Consider the following 21,060-nt stretch of genomic DNA (forward strand, 5'->3'; position numbering starts at 1 on the left):
GGATGAAAGGGAAAAAAGGTCGAGCGGCTGCCTAGCCTGTGGCTCCGGCGCCGGGTCGAAGACGCCGCCAGCGGGTTCGGTGCCCCACCGCTCGACAAGGGGGTGGCATTGCAAATGGCAACGGGGAGCCGGGCGAACGGGGGTGTCGCCCGGCTCCATACGCATCAGGGGATGGTGAAGGTCACGGTCGGCGAGATCTGGACCCGGCCAGTGACACGGCAGGGACTGCCGCCCGAAGTCGACGGGATCGTCGCGTTGGTGAAGGTGATCACCCCGGTCGACTGGTTGTACGCGCCGGTCAGGGTGCCCGCGCAATTGCCGGTGATCGCGGTGACGGTGACGCCGTTCAGCGTGATCGAGGTCAGCGAGCCCGACGTGACCGTATAGGGCGTGCCGGTGAACAGCACCGAGCCGCATAGGCCGCCGGTGAGGTTGATCGACGTCACGGTGGCCGCACCGCCCGAGACCGAGCCGCCACCGGTAAGGCCGCAGCTCAGCGTGATCCCCTTGCTGACCGTGATCGTGCCGATATTGGCCAGGGTGAAGGGGCCGCTCGGCGAGAAGGTCTGCGCCGAAGCCTGGGGCACCAGGAACGCGGCGGAGGCGGCCAAGGCGCCTGCAGCCAGGATTTTCTTGATCATCATTCCTCTCCTCGGTTTTTTTGGCATTGGAATGCCCGTTCGGAGGCGGCACACCCTGCCTCCCCCATTTCGAGAGACGCGCGCGGACCGGCTTCGGGGGGACGCCGCGCAAAATAGAGGACGAGACATCCTGCAGATGCGGATCAATCGCAGGAAAGAAGAGGTCGGGCGGGGCGCAAGTCGGCTCCGCACCCTTTACTTCGGGCTGACCGTGCGCCCGGACGGGACCCATTGATGAGCGCCCCGCGGACCAAGCGGCGCAAGCGCAGCGCGGCCGAGGCGCGCGAAGAAGCGCTCGCCGCGGCGCGCGTCCTCCTCCTCGAACAGGGCCCGGCGGCGGTCACGCTCGCGAATGTCGGCCGCGCGATCGCGATGTCGCACCCCAACGTCATCCACCATTTCGGCTCGTCGGCGGGGCTCCATACCGCGCTGATGGAGGCGATGATCCGCGACCTCGCCGACGCGCTCGGCGATGCCGTCGGGGCGCTCCATGTCGATGCCGAGGCACCGACGCGGCTCGTCGACCGCGTGTTCGACGCGTTCGGCGCGGGAGGCGCCGGGCAGCTCGCCGCATGGCTCGTGCTGGCGCGCGAGCTCGACCATTTCGATTCGCTCGATCAGGCGGTCGCCGACCTCGTCGCAGCGGTCCGCGCCCGCGTGCCGGACAGCCCGGACAGCGAATCGCGGATCCGCAACATCGTCCTGCTGATCGCGGTCTGCGCATTCGGCGACGCGCTGATCGGGCCGCATCTGCGCCGCATGCTCGGCCAGGAGGCAAGCGCGACGCGCGAACTCGTCGCGCAGCTCCTGCCGCTGCTGATCGCCCCGCCGCCGCGCGGTTAGGTTGGAATACCTCTCGTCGTCATCCCGGCGAAAGCCGGGATCCAGAGCCACGAAGGAAGTCGCCCATGGCTCTGGGCCGCGTCGACATTCCTATCCTCCCCCGCCAGGGGGAGGTGGCGCCGAAGGCGTCGGAGGGGGAGGTAAGCAGCGCACCCTCCAATCGAGTGCAGTGATTCCGCCCCCTCCGTCACGCTGCGCGTGCCACCTCCCCCTGGCGGGGGAGGATTGAAAACCCGCGCTCGCCTGAATGCCGATTGATTCCGGCCCGCTTCAGCGCGCGCGCCGCCAGGTCTGGGTCTTGCACAGGAACATGGCGATGCAGCCCTGCACCTTGAGCGTGTCGGGGTTCACCAGCGTCAGCGTTCCCGATCCGGCGCGGTTTCCGGTCTCCGGATCGTAGAGCGGCCCGCCCTTCCACCTGTCCGGCCCGCCCGCGAAGCCGCTCAGCACGCGCGCGCCCAGCACCTTGCGGTCGCGCTGCGTCCTGTCCGGGTTGCGCACGTCGCGCTGGTCGGGGTTGGCGCGCAGCCGCGTCCCGTCGACCACCCGGCCGCACAGCGCCTGCCCGCAGCGATGGATCTCGACCACCCCGCCTTCGCGCTCGGTATGCCAGCGCCCGAGCAGCGTCTTGTCGCTCCCTTGCGGAGGAACGCTCGCGGCGGTCAGCGCCAGCATCAGCCCGGCGGTCGCCGCGACGCGCGTCTTCGGTATCGGCCTGTCCGACCTCCCCATGCTCACCTCCTCAGAAACGCTTGGCCAGCCGGAAGCCGAAGATCCGGGGCTCGAGCGTGAACACGTTGGTGGTCAGGCCGGTATCGTCCGAATTGGTGAAGGCGTCGGTGATCGGCGTGCCGTCGAAGACGTTCTTCACATAGAATTGCGCGACCAGGCCCCAGGCCGCATTCTCCGCGGTGAGCGAGAGATTGGCGTTGTCCCATCCGCGCAGCCGATCATAGGCCGTGTTGTAGACGCGCGCATAGCTCGGCCCCTGGCGGTAATAGTCGCCGCGGAGCGTCAGCTTCCAGTCGTCAAGGAACAGATTGTACTGCGCGCCCACGTTGAGCGTCAGCCGCGGCGAATTGGGCAGTTCGTTGCCGCCCAGATCGGCATAGAAGCCGCGCCCGCCATTGGGGGCGCCGCTGCGCGGATCGGTGCTCCCGAACGGCTGGATCGGGCTCAGCGCGGGATCATAGGGCAGCAGCGGATCGTAGAGGAAGCCGTAGAGCATGTAATAGGGCACCTGCCCCTCGGGCAGATTGGGGTCATAGTCGCCCAGCCGGCTCGACGCGCTGCACAGGGCCGCCAACGCATAGGGCGCGATCCCGCCGTCGGGCGCCTGCGACAGCGGCGAGCTCAGGATCGCCTCGACCGCGACGCGCGGCGCGACGCAGTTGGACGGCACCTGCACCCAGGGCCGCACCACCACCCAGTCGTCATTGCCCTGGGTGCGGTCCATCACGTCGATCGATTGCTCGCCGTCGGCGATGCGGGTGCGCAGATAGCCGAGATTGGCGTCGAGCCGAAAGTTGCGGGAAGGCTGCCACCACGCCTCCACCTCGAGCCCCATCGACGTCGCATCGAAATTCTCGTTGAGCGATATCCGGTCGACGATCTGCGAGACCTGGTAGTTGGTATAATCGTAGTAGAAGCCGGTCAGGTTGAGCCCGGCCTTGCCGCCTGCGAAGATGTTCTTGGTGCCGATCTCGAACGCGTTGACATATTCGGGCTCGAAGGTCTGCGGGAGCGGCTGGTAGCGCACGATCTCGGGATCGAAATCGACACGCGGCGGATTGGCGCCGCCGCCCTTATAGCCATGGGCGAAGGACGCATAGACCAAGGTGTCCTCCGAAAAGCCCAGGTCCGGCTTCCAGTCGATCACCGCGCGGCCGCTGAAGCGCTGCCATTTCTGCACGATGTCGGGCTGCGGCGGATAGCCGATCGCCACCTTGCCGCCGGTCGAATCGGTCAGCACCGGGCCGATGCCGAGCAGCAGCTGGCTCGGATAGGGCGTGCTGGTCTTGGTGTCGTTGGTATAGCGCAGCCCGCCGGTCAGCTTCAGCCGGTCGGTGAGCTTGAAATAGAGCTCGCCGAACAGCGCCCAGCTCTCGGTCTCGACCTCGTTCTTGCTGCGGAAGTAATTGTGTCCCTCGCCATTGATCTGGTCGAGCGGGTTGGGATCGACATAGATGCAGTTGGCGGTGGCGTCGGTCGGCCCGCTGGGCTGGCACGGCAGGGTGCCGATCACGTAGCGGCTGTTGTCGAAATCGATCTGCGCATCGAGGTTGTAGAAATATTGCGCGCTCAGCGTGAACAGGTTGCTGAACACATAATAATCGTCCTTCGAGTCGAACTTCAGGTAGTTGCCGCCGATATTGATGTTGAGCGGGCCGTCCCATGCGGACTGGAGCCGCAGCTCCTGCGTCCATTGCTCGTTGCGCGACTTGCTCAGATCGACCGAGAGGAAGCGGTCCGACGGACCGAGCTGCGGATCGGTGAAGACCCCGCCCGGCGTCAGGTTGGGCGCCACCACCGGAAAATCCAGCGGGCCGAACAGCCCAGGCGCGGTCGAATCGGCGAAGATCGGGTTCGAGGCGAACCGGCTGTAATCCTGCGTCGAATAATAGCGGTCGCGCGCATAGGCGGTCTGCGAGATCAGCTGCAGCCCGTCGCCCAATTCGACGTCGAGGTTGAGCTGGTAGAAATCGTTCTTCGCGCGAAAGACCGGGTCGTAGCTCGTCGAGATCTCGCGCAGGTTCCGCGATTGCGTGACGCCCTCATAGGGATCGGTCAGCTGCGGCACCACGAAGACGGGCGTGAAGTCCGCGGTGTTGCCGATGCCGATATTGCTGGCGAGGAAGACGTGCGGGAAGCTCTCGGCATTGGGGACGCCGTACGCGTCGTCGGCGAACAGGGTCCGCGACTGGCAGCCCTGGCTGAAGCGGGCGCGCAGGGCGTCGGGCACGGGGGTGCTGCCGATCTGGGTCGGGCCGGGATCGCGCGTGCACAATTGCTTGCCGCTGCGCGAGCGATTGTCGTCCTCCTCGAAATGCTGCCAGATGAAGCTCGCGCGAAAGCCGGCCGTGGGCTCCCACAATGCCGAGACGCGCGCCGTCCACAGGTCGCGGCCGTTCACCCGCGTGTCGTTGAAGCTGTTATATTCGAAGCCGTCGCGCTTGGTGTAGGCGCCGGCCGCGCGCACCGCGAGCGTCGGGGTGAGCGGCAGATTGACCATCCCGCTCACCCGGCGCGTCTCGTAATTGCCGATCTCCGCCTCGATCTCGGCGTTGAAGCGGTTCGAGGGCAGCATCGGCAGCACGTTGACGACGCCCGCGGTCGCGTTGCGGCCGTAGAGCGTGCCCTGCGGCCCGCGCAGCACCTCGACGCGCTGGATGTCGAGGAACTCCTGCTCGAACAGCCGGTTGCGGATCAGCGGCGTATTGTTGAAGCTCACCGCCACCGCGGGATCGGTGCTCGCCGAGACCGCCTTGGTTCCGACGCCGCGGATCGAGAAATTGTAGCCCGAGAAATTGCTCTTGGAGAAAGTGACGTTGGGGATCGCGCGGAGCAACTCGGCCCCGGTCTCGATCTTGAGATTGTCGAGCGCGGCGCCGGAAAAGGCCGAGACCGCGATCGGCACGTCCTGGATCGATTCCTCGATCTTCTGCGCGGTGACGACGACCTCGCCGTCCTGGTCCGGCGCCGGCGCCGGCGCCGCCACCTGTTCCTGGGCATCACCCAGCGCCGCCGCGCGCGCGGCGACGATGACGTACAGGTTCCCGCGCTGGCGATAGGTCAACCCCGATCCGCGCAGCAGCGCCTCCAGCGCGACCTCGACGCCGCTGGTCGCGGCATAGCGCGGCGCCATCTTGCCCTGGGTCAGCGCCGAATCCGCGAGGATCGAAACGCCGCTCTGCATCGCCAGATCGCGCAGCGCAGTGGCGAGCGGCTGCGCCTCGATCTTGAAGCTCGTCTCCCGTGGCGCCGCCTGCGCTGCCGTCACGGGCGCGACCAACCCCAGATTGGCCACTCCGATGAGCAGAATATGACGCAGCTTCGGCGCGATGGCACGCATGAATGTCCCCTCCCTCAACGAGGCTTTGGCCTCTGTCATCCGCCGCGGCGCGCCGCAGTCTAGAACTACGACGCGGACAGGGCGAGGCCGGGGGGATCGGTAAAAAAATATCTACACCAATGTCAGCAGGCGAGCTTGTCCGGCATTCGCAACTGCAACAACCGGCATCACGCCGCGCCGCACAACTTGGCGTGTTCGGCGGAATCGCGGCGAAATGGGCCGCTATTGACAAGAATCGGACGATCATTCCTGTTCCGGCCGGGCGGAGGTCGATGTGCTCAGGCTTGAAGGCGTCTCCAAATACTATGCCGCGCCTGATCGTGCGATAGCCGTGCTCGAGAATGTCACGCTGTCGGTCGGCAGCGGCGAGTTCTGCGCATTGGTCGGCCCGTCGGGCTCGGGCAAGAGCACCTTGCTCAACCTGATCGGCCTGCTCGACCAACCGAGCAGCGGCACGCTTTCGATCGACGGGGAATCGGTGGCCGGCTGCTCGGCGCATGAGAGCGCGCGGCTGCGCAACCGGCTGATCGGCTTCGTCTTCCAGTCCTTCCAGCTGCTGCCGCGCCTCACCGCCTGGCAGAATGTCGCGCTGCCGCTGCAATATCGCGGCGTCCCGCGCGGCGCGCAGCGCGAAGCGGCCGAGGCGATGCTAGCGCGCGTCGGCCTCGCCGATCGCACCGGCCATCTCCCCGGCCAGCTCTCGGGCGGACAGAGCCAGCGCGTCGCCATCGCCCGCGCCCTGGTCGGCGCGCCGCGGCTGCTGCTCGCCGACGAGCCCACCGGCAGCCTCGACAGCAATACCGCGCAGGACGTGATGGCGCTGCTCGCCGGGCTCAACGACGAGCTCGGCGTGACGATCGTTATGGTCACCCATGACCGCGACCTCGCCGCCGCCTGTCCGCGTCAGATCGCGGTGCGCGACGGGCGCATCCTTACCGGCGGCGCGGGCACGTGCTGATCGCGCTGCCCGATCTCCAGGGCAGGCTCGGCGACACGCTCGCCGAGGCACGGAGCAATCTGCGCGCGCAGGGCCGCCGCTCCGCGCTCGCATTGCTCGGCATCATGATCGGCACCGCCTCGATCATCGCGATGCTCAACGGCGCCCATATGGCGCAGCGCGAGTCGCTGAAGCTGTTCGCCAAGCTCGGCGTCGACATGCTCCAGATCCAGGCGGCGCCCGCGGGCGATCGCCCGGCGATCCTCTCGCGGGCGGCGATCGACGCGCTTCCGCGCCTCGATCCCGACGTGATCGAAGCTATTCCGCTCGCCGGCGGACGCGCGCCCGCACGCGCCGGCGGCAAGACCGCGGACATCGCCACCCTCGCCGCGCCCCCGACGCTCGCGACGCTCGCCAATCTGCGTCTCGCCGCCGGACGACATGCGAGCAGCGTCGAGGAGTGCGCGCTCTCGGCCGTGCTCGGCGATGGCGCCGCGCGCGCGCTTTCGGGCCCTGCCGCGGCGATCGAGCCCGGCAGCAAGGTGCTGATCGGCGGCTATGGCTATACGGTCATCGGCGTGCTGGCGCCGGTGACGCCGGAGACGCTCGACCCGATCGACTATAATATGGGCGCGCTGATCCCGCTCGGCTGCGCGCAGCGGATCATCCCCGGCGGCGGCCCCACCGGCCTGCTCGTCCGGCTGCGCCCCGGCGCCGACACCCAGGCCGCGAGCGAGCGGATCACCGCGCGCCTCGCCACGCCCGATGCCAAGCTCACCGTGCTCGACGCCCAGTCGATCCTGCGGACGATGCAGGAGCAGAAGGCAGTGCATTCGCGCATGCTGATCGGGATCGGCGCGGTATCGCTGCTCGTCGGCGGGATCGGCGTGATGAACGTCATGCTGATGAGCGTGATGGAGCGCCAGCGCGAGATCGGCCTGCGCGCCGCCACCGGCGCCACCCCCACCGACATCCGGCTGCTGTTCCTCGTCGAGGCGGTGCTGCTCACGATCGCGGGCGGCGCGATCGGTTCGGCGCTGGGCGCCGCGATCGCCTGGGCCATCGCGCGCAGCTCGGGCTGGGACTTCGACCTCGCCCCCTGGACGCTCGCGCTCGGCCCGGCGGTAGCAAGCGGCATGGGGCTGGTCTTCGGTCTCTACCCCGCGATCACCGCCTCACGGCTCAACCCGATCGAGGCGCTGCGTGCGGATTGAAGCGGCGTTCCTCGCCTGCGCGCTGCTGTGCGCACCGCATCCCGCGCTCGCCCAGGCGCGAGCGGTCTCGCCAGTCGCGGGCGTACCCTCCCCTTCGGGCGTCCGCCCCTCCCAGCTCGACCGTCCGGTCGCGGTGAGCCTCGTCGAGGCCGTCGCGATCGGTGTGCGCGACAATCGCGACATCCGCGCAGCCTTTCTCGATCGCGCCGCGCAGCGTTTCCGCCTGCGCGCCGCCGAACGCCGCTTCGCCCCACGGCTCGATCTCCTCGCCGACGTCTATCGCGAGGATCTCGCCGGGACGGTCACGCACCAGGCCAGCCTGAGCGGCGTCGGCAGCCTGCTGCTCCCCAGCGGCGCGCAGATCGGCTTCGTCTGGGATCGCCGCCAGCGGCTCGACGGCCGCGGCGACAGCAACGTCGCGACGCTCGCGGTCACGCAGCCGCTGCTGCGCGGCGGCGGCTTCGCGGTGAATCGCGCGCCGCTCAGGATCGCCCGGCTCCAGGATTCGATCGAGCGGCTCGCGCTCCGCAACACGCTGGCCGAGGGGATCAGCCGGATCGTCTTCGCCTATCGCGCGCTCCAGCAGGCGCAGGAGCAGGTGCGCCTCGCCGAGCTCGCGCTGGCACGCACCGGCGAGCTGATCGCCACCAACCGCGCGCTGATCGACGCCGGGCGGATGGCGGCGGCCGACATCGTCCAGAGCGAGGCCGACCAGGCCAACCAGCAGGTCGCGCTCCTCCAGGTGCGCCAGCAGCGCAATTCGACCCAACTCGCCTTGCTCCAGCAGCTCGCGCTCGATCCCGCCACCAACATCGTCGCCGCCGATCCGATCGCCGCTGAACAGGTGCCCGTGGACACCCAGCGCGCCATCGCGATCGCCCGCGCCGGCCGCATGGACCTGCTCGCCCAGCAGCGCGCGGTCGAGCAGGCGCGCGAAGGGCTGCGCATCGCCCGCAACCAGCGTCTCTGGGACCTCTCGGTGGTCGCCACCGCAACGCGCAATGCCGGGCGCGATCCGCTGCTCGGCCCGCTGCCCTCGGCCACCGACAATCGCGTCGGCCTGCAGCTGGCGATCCCGCTCGGCGACCCCGCGCCCAAGCTCGCGGTGGTCGAGGCGGACACCAGCCTGCGCACCGCCGAACTGCGCCTCGAAGCGCTCGACCAGGCGGTCGAGAGCCAGGTCCGCGACGCCGCGCAGCGCGTCGAGGCGGCGTGGTTCCAGGTCGAGGCCGCGCGGCGTTTCAAGACGCTCTCGGCGCGCGCGGTCGAGATCGGGCGCGACAAGCTCGCCGCCGGCCGCTCGAGCAATTTCGAAGTGCTGTCGTTGCAGGACGCGCTGCGCGCCGCCGAGATCCAGGAGCTCGCCGCGATCATCGCCTATCTGGACGCGCTGACCTCGTTCGATCTCCAGATCGGCGCCACGCTCGAAAGCTGGAACGTCGAATGGAGCGGCGAATGATCCGGGCGGTCCCCCGACGCGGCCTGCTCTGGGCCGGGCTCGCGATGCTGCTCCTCGCCGCGCTCGGCTGGTGGTGGACCAGCGCCCGCGCCGACAGGGCCGCGGCCCCTGCCGAGCACAGCCTGATCGTCGCGCGCCAGCCCTTCACCGCCACGCTCGCCTTTGCCGGCAAGATCGCGCCCGGCGAGGCGGTGAGCATCACCGCGCCGTTCGACGGGGCGGTGCAGAGCGTCGACTTCGCGTACGGCGCGCGCGTCGCCGCGGGCGACACGCTGCTCGTGCTCGACACGCAGGAGATCGCGGCCACGCGCAACCAGGCCGAGGCCGCCTATCTCAAGGCGCACCAGCCCGCCGACGACATCGCCAATTGGTCGCACGGGCCCCAGGTCGCCGCCGCCCGCCGCCGCGTCCGCCTCGCCGCGCTCGAGCTCGCCCGGCTCGAACGCGAGGCGCGCGAGAGCCGCCGGCTGCTCGACAAGGGCCTCATCGCGCGCAACGAGCATGACGGCGTCGAGCAGCAGCTGGCGGCGCAGCGGATGAGCGCAGCCGCGGCCAATGACGAGCTGGCCGACACGCTTGCGCAGGGAGGACCCGCCGCGGCGCGGATCGCGGGGCTCGAGCTCGAAAATGCCCGCGCGGGGCTGCGCCGCTCCGAAGCGGCGATGGGCCAGGCGGCGATCCGCGCGCCGGCATCGGGCGTGCTCGTCGCACCGCCGCTATCGGGCGCGCGGCTGGCCGAGGGGCCGCTCCATCCCGGCACGCGCGTCACCCGCGGACAGCTGATCGGCACGATCGCGCGCGACGGCGGGCTGTCGGTCCGCTTCGAGGTCGACGAGGCCGATGTGAACGCCCTCGCGGTCGGCCAGCCGGTGATCGTCACCGGTGCAGGGTTCGCGGGCCTCGCGCTCAACGGCAAGGTCAGCGCGATCGCGGCGCCGACCGAGGCCGCCACCGGCCCGACTCGCTTCACCGCCAGCGCCCGGCTCGATCCGCTTCCCGCCGACCAGGCCGCGCGCGTCCGCATCGGCATGAGCGCCGCGGTCGCCGTGATCACCTATCAGGCGCCCGCCGCGATCGTCGTCCCGCCCGAGGCGTTGCTGGGCAGCGCCCCGCTCGCCCGGGTCAAGGTGCGCGCAGCCGGAGGCGTCACCGAGCGGCAGGTCGCGGTCGGCCGCGTCACGCCGGCGGGGGTCGAGATCCGCTCCGGGCTCCGCCCCGGCGAGACCGTGGTCTGGACCGACCCCGCGCCGCCACAGCAGGGAGCCGACTGACATCGCACGGTTCCGATCCCCCCGCCCGCCCCGCTCGCGCGTCTGTCTCACACAGGCGACGTGCGTCTGGGGCGAACAGGGGTGGAGGAAGCCATGTGGTCGCGCACCACATCAATGCATGCGGGGGGCGCGATGAGCGACGTCTCCCGCGCCCAGCCCGAGCTGGCCCAATGGGTGCGCCAGCATGGGCCGGCGTTGCGCAGCTATTTCGCCCGCCGCGTCAGCGAGGTCGAAGCCGACGATCTGGTCCAGGAAGTCTTCCTCCGGCTCCACGCGATGCGCCGCGAGACGCCGGTCGAGAATGTCGACCGCTTCATCTTCACCGTTGCGCGCAATATCCTGATCTCGCGATACCGCTACCACAAGGCGCGGCTGGCAGGCGCGCACGAGCCGCTTACCGAGGCCTCCGATCCGGTCGATTCGCTGTCGCCCGAGCGGATCGTCATCGGTGTCGACGAATATGAGCGCACCGTCGAGGCGATCCTCCAGCTGCCGCCGCGGGCGCGCGCCGCGTTCCAGTTCCACCGGTTCGAGAAGATGACCTATCAGCAGATCGCCGTCCGCATGGGCATATCGCACGAGTCGGTGAAGGAGCTGATCCACCGCGCGCTGGTGCGGCTGGTCGAACGACTGGATAGCGGCGCATGATCCGGCTGCTGCGCTCCCGCCTGGACCATCGCCGCATGCGCGCCGCCAGCCGCCTGCTCGACCGCAATGCGCATGTGGAGGACCTGCCCGACGAGACCGAGACCGCGCTCGACGAAGAGGCCATGCTCGAGATGGAGCGGCTCTGGGCGCTCACCGGCGCGGTTGCCGATGATCCGCGCATCCGCGCGGCGATCGAGGACGATCTGGTGCGCTTCCAGCCCGCCCCGCCGCGGCGCCGCTTCGCGCCGATCGCCGCCGCGTTGGCGCTCGGCCTGACCGGCATCGCCTCGCTCGCCTGGCTCGGCAGCAGCGGCGATCGCACGGAGCAGATCGCCGCCGCACCGGCGCCCAGCGTCTCCACCGCGGTCGGCCAGCGCAAGCGCCTGACCCTGTCCGACACCTCCAGCGTGTCGCTCGACACCGACAGCGAGATCGCGGTCAGCATGGACCAGAAGGCGCGCAACGTGACGCTCCGCCGCGGGCGCGCCTATTTCAAGGTGAGCAAGGATCCCAACCGCCCCTTCATCGTCTCCGCCGGCGACAAGCGCGTCCGCGCCGTGGGCACCGCTTTCGAAGTGCGGGTCGACAAGGGCGAAGTGATCGTCACCGTCGTCGAGGGCACGGTGGAGGTCACCGAGCGGAACCCGCAGCGCGCAGCCGCGAACGCGGCGCGGATCAGCGCGGGTACCCGCCTCGTCACGTTGCCGCACAACGACTGGTCGATCCGCCAGATCGACCCCGAGCAATCGACGACCTGGCTGACCGGCCGGCTGTCCTTCGTCGACGAGCCGCTCGCCGCGGCGGTGGACGAGATGAACCGCTATGCGCGCCAGAAGCTCGCCTTCCGCGACGGCCGCACCCCCGACGAACGCATCCTGGGCGTGTTCCGCGCAGGCGACACGATGGCGCTCGCCCAGGCGATCGAGCTCAACGGCTTCGCGCACATCGTCGAAGTCACACCCGACCGCATCCTGGTCGAAGCGGAATAAGCGGAACGGTCAGGGCACCGTATAAGCCGAACAGTCCGGCAGCGCCGAATCCGGCCGATAGGCGCCCGTTCCGGCATCGAAGCGGAACCGCCGGGAGAAGCTGCATTCCGGGTCGCGCTCGAACACGAGATCGGACTTCCTCAAGCGCGCCTTCGTGGTGGAGTCCTCGAGACGCGATACGCCTCGCGGAAAGCGCTTCGCGTTCGTGACATAAGCGAGGACCGGGAGGCCGGACACGGCCTCGCGCGCCAGCCCGAGGCTGGCCGAGAAGCTGTATTCGTCGTGACAGGCGCCCCGGCGCTTTGCCATGTCGCTTTCGCCGAAACAGGCGCGGATCAGCAGCGAGCCTGCCACCGGCACGTTCAGCACGGGCACCGCGACGGCCTGCCCATCGGATGCGACGCGGAACAGGCGCAGCTCGGTGGCGCTGCCGCCGCCGCCGGAATAAGCGGTGCTCACGCGGGTTTCGACGCCCGCCAGAAAACCCCCGTCCTTCAGGAGGATCAGGTTCGGCCAGACGGCCTGCGTCTCGTTCGAAAAGGTCCTCGCGGGCGGCTCGGGTATCGGCTCGGCCGCCGCGCCGGCGCGTACGATCGGCAGGACCTGCTCGTCGCCGTCGGGCAACCCGTCGAGCGAGACGCACCAGCGCGCATCGGCCGTGCAATATTGCCCGTCCTTGCCCGTGAGGGGCACCAGCCGGTCGCCCGCGGGATTCGCGGTGGCGGCCGCCGATTGGGCCAGCATCATTGCGAAGAGGAAGCTGACGGACATGGGCGCTCCGGGTTGGAGGCTCGGGATTAGGTCATGCGGACAGGACCGATCAAGGCGCCATTCGCGTACAATCCCGCCTCATCGCCGCGCCAGGCTCTTCGCCATCCACTCGCGCAGGTCGTTCGACGGCGCGGCGGGAGTGCTGCCGCCCAGATGCCGCTGGAACATGGCCTCGGCGAGGAACAGATAGGCGCGGATCGCCATCGGATCCGAAGGCGAATGCGGCTGGTTGCGGGCGACGACGATCTCGGCGGGCGCGCCGAGCACCCGCAGGCGCGCGGCATAGTCGACGACGCTGCGGATCGGCACGCGCTCGTCCCGGCCCGCGGCGATCAGCAGCAAAGGCGTCCGCATCGCCGCGACGCGCGCGAGCGGCGATTGCCGATACAGGCGCCCTGCGATCGCCGCGTCGTCGGGAGCCAGCGCGAGCAGGCGCAGGCTGCGGTCGAGCGTCATGCCCTGGGTCTTGCCCAGGTCGCCGCGCATCGCCGCCCAGCGCGAAGTCCAGCCGAAATCGGCCGGCGGAACGATGGCGATGCCGGCGCGGTACAGCCGCGACCCGTTGGACAGCGCCTGGAGCGTCGAATAGCCGCCGAACGAGGCGCCCATGATCGCGCTGCGCTCGGAATCGCCGATGCCGCGCGCGAGCAGGTAGCGGGTCCCCTCCTCGATGTCGCGCTGGACGCGGCCGTCGCCATAATCGCCCTGCGCCGCGAACATATAGGCGCGGCCATAGCCGGTCGATCCGCGGAACTGCGGGCGGAACACCGCATAGCCGCGATTGACCAGCAGCTGGGTGAGGGCACTGTAGTCGGTGTCGTCGTGCGACCAGGGGCCACCATGGACGATCGTGACCAGGGGCACGCGCGCCGGATCCCGGCCCGGCGGCACGCTCAGCAGCCCATGGATCGCCATGCCGTCCGAAGCCGGCCAGCTGAAGGCGACCACCCGGGCAAGGGCATCCGGCGGGAGCCTTTTCGAGCGGTCGTCGAGCAGGAGGCGCATGGCGCCGCTCGCCGGATCGAGCAGGTGCCAGCGATTGCCCTGCAGCCGCGCGTCGCGCTCGCGGACCAGCCAGGAAGCGCTGGAGGTCTCGACCATCGCGTCGGGCGCCAGCGACAGCCGTGCGAGGACGGCGGCGGTTCCGGGCATGAGCCCGTACCGCGCGGGCCGGGTGCCGCGATAGCTGGCGATCTGCGGCGCGCCGCTCGCGCGATCGAACACGATCCCGTCCACATCGACCTCGTCTGCCGGATCGGCATGGATCAGCGTCCGCTTCCCATCGGCGTCGAGCCGCAGGATCGCGCGGCGCCCGCCCAGCAGGTCGCCCGACACATAGGCGCCCGTGCCGTCCGGCGTGACGCCGAGCAGGTCGCATCGCTCCATCTCGACGCAGGCCGTGACGGTATGGAAGCCGCCCTTTGCGGAGCGCGCGACGATGACGTGCCGCTCGCCGTCGACCAGCTTGACGAACGCGGCCTGCCCGTCGCGCCCGATCGCGACGTCGACGATCTCGCGCGCGCTGGAAGCGACCAGCCGCCGCGCCCCGCCGGGCCCGGCATGCCAGAGCCGCCATCGCGCGCCGGCATGCTCGACCAGCAGCGCGCCGGGCTTCCACGGATCGAGATCGAGCAGCTGCAATTCGGTCGGCCCGCCCAGGCTCGCGGCGATGCCCGAGCCGGGATCCCCAGCGGGCGAGAGCATCTGCACCTTGTCCGGCGCGATCAGCACCAGCCAGCGCGAATCCCGGCTCCAGGCGATCTCGCGCGCATCGGTGCGCTGGAGGAGCCGGCGCGCGGGGGCGCCAGCCGCGCTGGGCTGGAGCCACAGGCTGTACTGGTTACCCGTGATGCGGAGGAACGCCACGCCCGAGCCGTCGGGAGCGATGGTGACCGAGGTGACCAGCGGCTCGGAGACGAAGGCATCGCGCGGAAAGCGGGGCGCGACCGGACGCGCCCGCTCGGCGGCGAGCATCGTCGCCAGTGGATCGGCGAGGGCCGGTGTGGCGCAGGCGAGCGTCAGGAGGGCCGCTGCGGCAGTGCCGAGCCGGCGGAAACGGACGGTCATTGCGAACTCCTGTCAGGCGGTGCGGGTCGGCCGGATCAGCCAGAAGGCGAGCAGCATCGGCGGGCCGAGCGCGAGCGTGGCGAGCGTCCAGGCGGCACCGGGACGAAGGCCGAGTTGTCGTCGCCTCGCCAGCAATGCCGCGCCGGCAGCCGAGAGCAAGGCGAGCAGCCCGGCGGCGATCCAGATCGAGAGGGGTATCCTCACCGGCTCGCGCTCAGCCATCGGCACCGCGCCGCCCCCGGCATTCTCGGCCAGGTCGCGCGCGACATTCAGTGCCGGCGAGATCCAATAAGGTGCGAAGCGCGTGACGAAGGGGAAGTCGGGCGTCAGCGGTCGCCCTGAGACAAGCTGGCCCGGGCCCACGCCCTTCACCTGGACGACCTGCTGCCAGGCGTTGGCGGGCCCGTCGACGCCGCCCCGCGCATAAGTGAACGAGACCAGATAGCCGTCGAGCAGCTCGATCAGGTCGAGGCGCATCAGCCCACCCACCGGCGCGGGCAGCGGCACCGTGGCGAGCGGGGCGTCGCTCCCCGCGTTCCCGTCGAGCACGCGCGCGTCGTAGAGGCGCAGCGCGCGGTTGCTCGTCACGGCGAGCGTGGTGCCGACCATCGACGGCGGCGCGACGATCGTCTCGCCCGCGGGCAGGCGGATGCGGCGGTGGATCGCGCCGTCGTCCGTGTCGAAGGCGAACAGACTGCCCCCGGCGATCAGGCGGCCGCCGTCGATCGGCAGCGGCGGCGCCTCGAACCCGCCGTCGACCCCCAGCGTACCGAGCGCGGCACCGTCGCTCAGGCGGACGCCGTGGAAGCGCATGTCGTCGTGGCTGAAGGTCCAGCGCGCGCCGCGGCGCTCGTCGTCGAACTCCATCGGCGCGGCATTGGTCAGCTCGCCGCGCACCGGAAGCCATTTGATCGTCGGCGTCACTCCGAACACTTCGGACAGGCGAACCTGCTCGCGCCAGATGCGTGCCTGGTCGTCCTGCCGGCCCGCCAGCCCGGCCTCCATCAGCACCGCGCCGTCGGCACGGGTCGCCTCGGTCACGCCGCCGCGGGGCGGCATGCCGTTGAGCGGATGGGTGCCGGTGGCGATCCACAGGGTCTGGAAGACGAGGTCCCCGGCGACGACGAGCAGCAGATACGCCCCCATCGCCGCCGCGATCGCAGTGCCGCCAAGCCCCGCGACGGTGCGCGGCGGCTCGGCGAGATCCGGCTTGAAGACGCTCGCCACCAGCAGCGCGAGCAGGACGAGGACTCCCGCCTGCACCGCGACCGCGGCCCAGCCGACGGCCATGCTCACCGTGGGCAGCAGCGCCGGGATCAGCACCAGCCAGCCATAGCGCCGCGGGCTGAGCGCCGCATAGATACCGCCCATCAGGCCGGTCAGCGCGATCAGCAGGCCCGAGAACCCGAGCAGCCAGTGCCGCGTGTCGACGAAGCGGCTGCCGATCAGGTCGTGGCCGACGAGCAGCAGCGCGATCGGGACCAGCACGGCCGCCGCGAGCATCGTCGCGCTTCCGCCGGCGACCGCGACGAGCACGTGGCGCGGCGAGAGCGGCCGGTGGAGCAAAGCGATCCACTGGTTGATCCGCGCATAGCTGCCCGCCTGGAAGAGCCCGAGCAGGACCCCCGCCCCGGCATAGATGGCGGCGACCAGCTCATAGATCATCGCCGGCTGCTGCAGCGGATCGACCACCCGGTCGAAGAACAGCAACGTGCCGGCATGCAACGCGCCGGCGCCGAGCGCCCACCAGCGGAACCGCCGGCATTCGGCCTTGTAGAGTTCGAACATTCTGGATCCCTTCAGGCCGCTGGGCCGGCGTGATTACGCGTCAAGAAGGCGTCGACCGCGCGGTCGAGCGGGACGGGCATGGTCTGGACGGAAGTCGCGCCATGGCCGCGCAGGAAATCGGCGAAGCCGGGTTCGGCGTCGAGCATCGTATAGTGATGGACACCGTCGATCTTCCGATGCTGGAGCAGCCCCGGCATTGCATCGGGCGCCGGGCCCTTGAACGGCACGTTGGCGACCCACTGGCTGATCCGCTCGCAGAAATCGTCCGGCGCGGAGAAATTGCGCAAGCTGCCGCGCTCGAGCACCACCAACGTGTCGGCGAGCCGCTCGACCTCCTCGATCTGGTGCGAGCAATAGATGACCGTGCGGTCGTCCGCGCTCGCCCCCTCGATCAGCGCGTCGAGCAACCGCCGGCGCGCGACCACGTCGAGCCCGAGCGTGGGTTCGTCGAGGATCAGCAGCTCCGGTGCCTGGCCGAGCGCGAGCGCGAGGTTGAACCCCGCGCGCTCGCCGCGCGACAATTGGCCGATGCGTTGGCTGGGCAAAAGGTCGAAGCTGGCGATGACCGTATCGAAGGCGCGCGCGTCCCAGCGATCGGCATAGAGCCGCCGCTGCATCTCGAGCACCGCCGAGACGGTCGCCCAGCCGGGCAGGCTATGCTCTTCGTTGACGAAGCCGACCCGGCGGCGGTCCTCCGGCGTGAGCGCGGCCGAGGGCCGCCCCAGCACGAACGCTTCGCCGCTGCTGGGCGAAAGGAAGCCGAGCAGGATGCGGAACAGCGTCGACTTGCCCGCGCCATTGGCGCCGACGATCGCGTGGATACCGCCGCGCGGCAGCGCGAGATCGAGATTGTCGAGCGCGTGCTTGCGGCCGTGGAGGCGGGTCAGCCCGCGCGTTTCGATGGCGAGATCGGGCATCGCGGTCATGCCGACTTGGCCAGGGTCAGCGCGTCGAGCGCGTCGGCCACGGCCGCGACCGCTTCGTCCGCCGGATAGCGGATGGCGATCACTTCGCCGACGAAGCGGTCGACCGCCTCGCCCAGGCGCCGCTCGCGCTCGGCGGCGCTCAATTGGTCGCGGCGGACCGCGACGAACAGCCCGAGGCCGGCGCGCGATTCGAGCCAGCCCTCGGCGGTGAGCTGGGCATAGGATTTGCTCACCGTGTTCGGATTGACGCCGAGCTGCTGCGCAAGCCCGCGCACGCTCGGCAGCTTGTCGCCGACCGAAAGATCGCCGGTCGAGACCTGGCGCCGGATCGCATCGACGATCTGGTGCGCGATCGACCGGGAATCCCCGGTGGCGATCGCAATGGCAAGGGGCACTGTGCGACTCATCGAACCTCCACTGAACTATGACACATAGTACAGTTGGACGGCCATCGGTCAAGTGCCGATCGTTCGCCCTTCCCGGACGCATCGGTCGAGCGGTGCGATCAGGGGCGCGTCAGAACAGGAGATATAGCGAGATCGCCACGCACGCGACGACGACGACCAGCCAGACGATCGGCCAGCCTTCCCCCTCGCCCTCCTTGGCGGAGGCGGTTTCTACGGGAGCAGGCGTGGTTCGCTCGGTATCGTACACGGTCTCGGTGGTGCGCTTGAGCGCCGGGTTCAGGGGCGCGTCGGCCGGCACGTCCCGATCGTCGTCGCTCATCGGCCGCTCCCGACATGATGCGCGCAGACCGGCAAGGTCATGCGCCAATGGACCATCGCCAGCAGGCAAATAGTGCCCGGATCCTGGCTTTCGCGCAGGTTCGAGACGAGCGTCGCCCAATCCTCCTCGCCGGCGTGCCGCGCGAAATCGGCGACGGCGGCGCGCACATAGCCCGTCGGGCTCTGCCCGTCGCGCGCCGCCGCGGCGGCGATTTCCTCGGCGAAATCGGGATCGCAGGCCTGCAACCAGCGATGGAGCTGCTCGGCATGGTCGCGCGCCGCCGCCAGAAGATCGCCGAGCATGACCATCAGCCGTCGCCTCCCACGATCCGGACGCCTTCGATGTTGTTGCGCGCCGCCAGCCCCGCCACGTAGCGCGCGGCGGCGACCGACCAGCTCCGCGCCTCCAGCATGTCGGCGATCTTGCCGCGCACCATCTCGAAAGGGAGGACATGCCCGGCGATGCGGCGCTGGAGCCGCAGGACGTGCCAGCCGAAGCGCGAGCGCACCGGCTCTCGGCCCGTGGCGCCGTCCGCCAGCGCCTCGAGCCCAGCCTGGACCGAGGGCATGAGCTCGCCGCGGCGGATCTGGCCCAGCGATCCGTCCTGCCGGGCCGAAGCGCAGCCGGAGAATGCGCGCGCCGCCTGGGCGAAGGCGGCGGGATCGTCGCCAAGCTCGGCCGCGATGGCGCGGGCGCGCGCCTCGGCCGCCGCCCATGCGGCGGCATCCTCGCCTTCGGGCTCGATCAATATGTGCGCGGCCTCGAACAGATCGGGCGTGCGGAAGCGCTCCTCGTTGCCCGCGTAGAAGCGGCGACACTCGGCCTCGCCGGCCTCGGCAGGCTCCACCGCCTCGTCGAGCAGGTGGCGCACCAGCGCGTCCTCCTCGTCCTCGCGGCGCCCGGCCTCGTCGACCTCCGGTTCTGCCTCCAGGCCGAGCCGGCGCGCTTCCTGGAGCAACAGCTCGCGCACCGCCAGGGCACGCGCGGCGCCGATCCAGGCGGTCTCGGCGTCGGGGGCGGGATGGTGCTGGATCTCGCGCGCGATCGCCTCGGGCGCGATCTCGATGCCGTTCACGCGGACCTCGCCGAAGCTGGGCGGCGGCGGAAGCATCGGCTCCGCCCCACCGCAGCCGCCGCTCGCGCAGGCGTCGGGCATGGCCGGCGCGGGCCGCTGCTCGGGATCATGGATGTTGAGGATGTCGAGCGGTCGTTTCATGCGCCCTCCTGTCCGCTCTCGGCCATCTGGCGAAGCACGGTGGTTCCGCCGTAGCTCGGCGCCACGCCCGCCGGTCCCCTGGTCTGCGAGGGGCGGCGTCCCTTGGCCGAGGAACGCGCGCGGACGATCTGGAAGCCGGGCCGCAGCAGGTACCAGATCGGCGCGCTCCAGATATGGACCAGCCGGGTGAAGGGCGTGATCAGGAACAGTGTGAGGCCGAGGATGATGTGGAGCTTGTAGACCAGGGCCACTTCCTGGAGCTCCTCGGGCGCGCCGGGGTTCAGCGTCAGGATGCCGTTTGCCCAGTTCATGAAGCGCACCATCTCGCTGCCGTCGAGATGCTCCATCGTCCACCAGGTGGTGAGGATGCCGAGCACGAGCTGCGACCAGATCAGCACCAGCACGAGGATGTCGCCCCAGGACGAGCTGCGCCGGATGCGCGGATCGAACAGCCGCCGGTGGAGCAGCAGCGAGCAGCCGACGAATGCGGCGACGCCCGCCAGCCCGCCCACGACGAGCGCGGCGGTCTGCTTGAAGCCGTGGCTGATGCCCAGAGCGTCGAACACGTTGATCGGCGTGAGCAGCCCGACGAAATGCCCGCCGAGAAGGACCAGCACGCCCATGTGGAACAGGTTCGATCCGATGACCATCTGCCTGCGCCGCAGGAACTGGCTCGATTGGGCCCGCCAGCTATACTGGCTCGCGTCGAAGCGCAGGATGCTACCGACGACCAGCACGGTCACGGCGAGATAGGGATACCAGCCGAACGCCAGCTGATTGATGAACGCGCTCATCGGTCCGCCTCCCTGGTTGCGGCACGGTTGGCTGCCCTGATCTTGGCGACGACCCCGGTGGGCCCGCCCATCTCGTGCGCCGCGGCGGCGCTGAACGACACTGGGGCTTCCTCCCATTCCTCGTCGATCCTGGCCGGATCCTCGTCGGGCTCGCGCTGCTGGAGCTCCTGCAGGGCCTCGGCATCGGCGCGCATGCCCGCGAGCGCGACGAGCGCGTGGAATACGCCGGCATAAGGCGTCTCGCGCTTGTCGAGCCGCTCGGCGAGCGCGACGAAGACGTGCGCGGGCTGGCCCAGCATCGCCCGTGCCTCGGCCGCCGGGAGGCAGGAGGCGTATTCGAGGAAGACCGGCACGAAGTCCGGAAGCTCGCTGCCCGCGAGGTAGAAGCCGGCATCGGCATATTGCTGGCCGAGATCGATCATCGCCTGGCCGCGCTCGCGATTGTCGCCATGGACATGCTCGAACAAGTGGAGCGAGAGCGAGCGCGAGCGGTCGAACAGCTCGCTATACGCGGCCTGGAGGTCGAGCAGGTCCGCGGTCTCCAACTGCGCCAGCAGCGGCTCCAGCCTGCGCAGCGCCGCCGCCGGCAGAGCACCCTCACTCACCAGCGCGGCGCGGATCTCGCCGGCATGCGCCGCGAGCTCGGCCGAAGGATAGCCGAGCAGCGCGGCAAGCGCGCGCAAAGTGCGGGTCATCTC

At 70.1% G+C, this 21,060-nt stretch carries 20 protein-coding genes; 7 read left to right on the forward strand and 13 right to left on the reverse strand.

What is annotated here, in order from left to right:
• Positions 1–164: 164 nt before the first annotated feature.
• Positions 165–641, reverse strand: a complete 477-nt coding sequence (locus MT490_RS11190) for a hypothetical protein (RefSeq protein ID WP_297387330.1) — start codon at positions 639–641, stop codon at positions 165–167.
• Between the two features lie 234 nt (positions 642–875).
• On the opposite strand from MT490_RS11190, the gene MT490_RS11195 reads away from it, so the two are divergent.
• The gene (locus MT490_RS11195; RefSeq protein ID WP_297387332.1) at positions 876–1,484 is read left to right on the forward strand and encodes a TetR family transcriptional regulator; all 609 of its coding nucleotides are present in this window, start codon (positions 876–878) and stop codon (positions 1,482–1,484) included.
• A 270-nt stretch (positions 1,485–1,754) separates the two neighbouring features.
• Here MT490_RS11195 and MT490_RS11200 read toward each other — a convergent pair whose 3' ends face one another.
• Together MT490_RS11200 and MT490_RS11205 are read right to left on the reverse strand one after the other, a co-directional pair.
• Entirely contained in the window at positions 1,755–2,216 is a 462-nt protein-coding gene (locus MT490_RS11200) for a DUF2147 domain-containing protein (protein ID WP_297387334.1), read from the reverse strand.
• A gap of 10 nt (positions 2,217–2,226) precedes the next feature.
• Positions 2,227–5,556 (reverse strand): TonB-dependent receptor, encoded by a 3,330-nt coding sequence (locus tag MT490_RS11205; RefSeq protein ID WP_297387335.1) that lies wholly within the window; start codon positions 5,554–5,556, stop codon positions 2,227–2,229.
• A gap of 274 nt (positions 5,557–5,830) precedes the next feature.
• Here MT490_RS11205 and MT490_RS11210 point away from each other — a divergent pair, with 274 nt between their 5' ends.
• The 6 genes from MT490_RS11210 to MT490_RS11235 all read left to right on the forward strand — a co-directional run bounded on the left by MT490_RS11210 (position 5,831) and on the right by MT490_RS11235 (position 12,074).
• Entirely contained in the window at positions 5,831–6,514 is a 684-nt protein-coding gene (locus tag MT490_RS11210) for an ABC transporter ATP-binding protein (protein WP_297387336.1), read from the forward strand.
• Positions 6,508–7,707, forward strand: a complete 1,200-nt coding sequence (locus MT490_RS11215; protein ID WP_297387338.1) for an ABC transporter permease — start codon at positions 6,508–6,510, stop codon at positions 7,705–7,707. The genes MT490_RS11210 and MT490_RS11215 overlap by 7 nt, the downstream gene beginning before the upstream one ends.
• Positions 7,697–9,166 (forward strand): TolC family protein, encoded by a 1,470-nt coding sequence (locus MT490_RS11220; protein ID WP_297387341.1) that lies wholly within the window; start codon positions 7,697–7,699, stop codon positions 9,164–9,166. Before MT490_RS11215 ends, MT490_RS11220 begins: the two co-directional genes overlap by 11 nt.
• Positions 9,163–10,437 (forward strand): HlyD family efflux transporter periplasmic adaptor subunit, encoded by a 1,275-nt coding sequence (locus MT490_RS11225; protein ID WP_297387343.1) that lies wholly within the window; start codon positions 9,163–9,165, stop codon positions 10,435–10,437. Before MT490_RS11220 ends, MT490_RS11225 begins: the two co-directional genes overlap by 4 nt.
• Before the next feature lie 132 nt (positions 10,438–10,569).
• Complete coding sequence (locus tag MT490_RS11230; RefSeq protein ID WP_297387346.1) at positions 10,570–11,085, forward strand: RNA polymerase sigma factor; 516 nt, start codon at positions 10,570–10,572, stop codon at positions 11,083–11,085.
• Complete coding sequence (locus MT490_RS11235) at positions 11,082–12,074, forward strand: FecR domain-containing protein (RefSeq protein ID WP_297387348.1); 993 nt, start codon at positions 11,082–11,084, stop codon at positions 12,072–12,074. Before MT490_RS11230 ends, MT490_RS11235 begins: the two co-directional genes overlap by 4 nt.
• Before the next feature lie 9 nt (positions 12,075–12,083).
• On the opposite strand, the gene MT490_RS11240 is transcribed toward MT490_RS11235, so the two are convergent.
• From MT490_RS11240 to narJ, 10 genes are all read right to left on the reverse strand, one after another.
• Complete coding sequence (locus MT490_RS11240; protein WP_297387350.1) at positions 12,084–12,845, reverse strand: hypothetical protein; 762 nt, start codon at positions 12,843–12,845, stop codon at positions 12,084–12,086.
• Positions 12,846–12,923: 78 nt separating this feature from the next.
• The gene (locus MT490_RS11245; RefSeq protein WP_297387353.1) at positions 12,924–14,912 is read right to left on the reverse strand and encodes a prolyl oligopeptidase family serine peptidase; all 1,989 of its coding nucleotides are present in this window, start codon (positions 14,910–14,912) and stop codon (positions 12,924–12,926) included.
• Between the two features lie 12 nt (positions 14,913–14,924).
• Positions 14,925–16,700: a hypothetical protein gene (locus MT490_RS11250; RefSeq protein ID WP_297387355.1), complete on the reverse strand. Its 1,776-nt coding sequence runs from the start codon at positions 16,698–16,700 to the stop codon at positions 14,925–14,927.
• A gap of 11 nt (positions 16,701–16,711) precedes the next feature.
• Complete coding sequence (locus MT490_RS11255) at positions 16,712–17,626, reverse strand: ABC transporter ATP-binding protein (RefSeq protein ID WP_297387358.1); 915 nt, start codon at positions 17,624–17,626, stop codon at positions 16,712–16,714.
• Positions 17,623–18,033: a GntR family transcriptional regulator gene (locus MT490_RS11260; protein WP_297387360.1), complete on the reverse strand. Its 411-nt coding sequence runs from the start codon at positions 18,031–18,033 to the stop codon at positions 17,623–17,625. Before MT490_RS11260 ends, MT490_RS11255 begins: the two co-directional genes overlap by 4 nt.
• A gap of 109 nt (positions 18,034–18,142) precedes the next feature.
• A complete protein-coding gene (locus tag MT490_RS11265) occupies positions 18,143–18,352 on the reverse strand; it encodes a hypothetical protein (protein ID WP_297387363.1) in 210 nt (69 codons plus the stop codon).
• On the reverse strand, positions 18,349–18,660 hold the full coding sequence (locus MT490_RS11270) for a hypothetical protein (protein WP_297387366.1): 312 nt from the start codon (positions 18,658–18,660) through the stop codon (positions 18,349–18,351). Before MT490_RS11270 ends, MT490_RS11265 begins: the two co-directional genes overlap by 4 nt.
• Positions 18,660–19,568, reverse strand: a complete 909-nt coding sequence (locus tag MT490_RS11275; RefSeq protein WP_297387369.1) for a peptidylprolyl isomerase — start codon at positions 19,566–19,568, stop codon at positions 18,660–18,662. The genes MT490_RS11270 and MT490_RS11275 overlap by 1 nt, the downstream gene beginning before the upstream one ends.
• Positions 19,565–20,362 carry a respiratory nitrate reductase subunit gamma gene (gene narI, locus MT490_RS11280; RefSeq protein ID WP_297387374.1) on the reverse strand — a complete coding sequence of 266 codons (798 nt, stop codon included), beginning with the start codon at positions 20,360–20,362 and terminating at the stop codon, positions 19,565–19,567. The genes MT490_RS11275 and narI overlap by 4 nt, the downstream gene beginning before the upstream one ends.
• A complete protein-coding gene (gene narJ, locus MT490_RS11285; RefSeq protein ID WP_297387377.1) occupies positions 20,359–21,057 on the reverse strand; it encodes a nitrate reductase molybdenum cofactor assembly chaperone in 699 nt (232 codons plus the stop codon). Before narJ ends, narI begins: the two co-directional genes overlap by 4 nt.
• Between the last annotated feature and the right edge of the window lie 3 nt (positions 21,058–21,060).

Source organism: Sphingomonas sp., assembly GCF_026460985.1.
Classification (GTDB): Bacteria; Pseudomonadota; Alphaproteobacteria; order Sphingomonadales; family Sphingomonadaceae; genus Sphingomonas.

What these genes read in the sequence shown, in the direction of transcription:
- MT490_RS11190 (WP_297387330.1), bottom strand. Translation starts at nt 641, where the DNA reads ATGATCAAGAAAATCCTGGCTGCAGGCGCCTTGGCCGCCTCCGCCGCG.
- MT490_RS11195 (WP_297387332.1), top strand. Translation starts at nt 876, where the DNA reads ATGAGCGCCCCGCGGACCAAGCGGCGCAAGCGCAGCGCGGCCGAGGCG.
- MT490_RS11200 (WP_297387334.1), bottom strand. Translation starts at nt 2,216, where the DNA reads ATGGGGAGGTCGGACAGGCCGATACCGAAGACGCGCGTCGCGGCGACC.
- MT490_RS11205 (WP_297387335.1), bottom strand. Translation starts at nt 5,556, where the DNA reads ATGCGTGCCATCGCGCCGAAGCTGCGTCATATTCTGCTCATCGGAGTG.
- MT490_RS11225 (WP_297387343.1), top strand. Translation starts at nt 9,163, where the DNA reads ATGATCCGGGCGGTCCCCCGACGCGGCCTGCTCTGGGCCGGGCTCGCG.
- MT490_RS11230 (WP_297387346.1), top strand. Translation starts at nt 10,570, where the DNA reads ATGAGCGACGTCTCCCGCGCCCAGCCCGAGCTGGCCCAATGGGTGCGC.
- MT490_RS11235 (WP_297387348.1), top strand. Translation starts at nt 11,082, where the DNA reads ATGATCCGGCTGCTGCGCTCCCGCCTGGACCATCGCCGCATGCGCGCC.
- MT490_RS11240 (WP_297387350.1), bottom strand. Translation starts at nt 12,845, where the DNA reads ATGTCCGTCAGCTTCCTCTTCGCAATGATGCTGGCCCAATCGGCGGCC.
- MT490_RS11245 (WP_297387353.1), bottom strand. Translation starts at nt 14,912, where the DNA reads ATGACCGTCCGTTTCCGCCGGCTCGGCACTGCCGCAGCGGCCCTCCTG.
- MT490_RS11250 (WP_297387355.1), bottom strand. Translation starts at nt 16,700, where the DNA reads ATGTTCGAACTCTACAAGGCCGAATGCCGGCGGTTCCGCTGGTGGGCG.
- MT490_RS11255 (WP_297387358.1), bottom strand. Translation starts at nt 17,626, where the DNA reads ATGACCGCGATGCCCGATCTCGCCATCGAAACGCGCGGGCTGACCCGC.
- MT490_RS11260 (WP_297387360.1), bottom strand. Translation starts at nt 18,033, where the DNA reads ATGAGTCGCACAGTGCCCCTTGCCATTGCGATCGCCACCGGGGATTCC.
- MT490_RS11265 (WP_297387363.1), bottom strand. Translation starts at nt 18,352, where the DNA reads ATGAGCGACGACGATCGGGACGTGCCGGCCGACGCGCCCCTGAACCCG.
- MT490_RS11270 (WP_297387366.1), bottom strand. Translation starts at nt 18,660, where the DNA reads ATGGTCATGCTCGGCGATCTTCTGGCGGCGGCGCGCGACCATGCCGAG.
- MT490_RS11275 (WP_297387369.1), bottom strand. Translation starts at nt 19,568, where the DNA reads ATGAAACGACCGCTCGACATCCTCAACATCCATGATCCCGAGCAGCGG.
- narI (WP_297387374.1), bottom strand. Translation starts at nt 20,362, where the DNA reads ATGAGCGCGTTCATCAATCAGCTGGCGTTCGGCTGGTATCCCTATCTC.
- narJ (WP_297387377.1), bottom strand. Translation starts at nt 21,057, where the DNA reads ATGACCCGCACTTTGCGCGCGCTTGCCGCGCTGCTCGGCTATCCTTCG.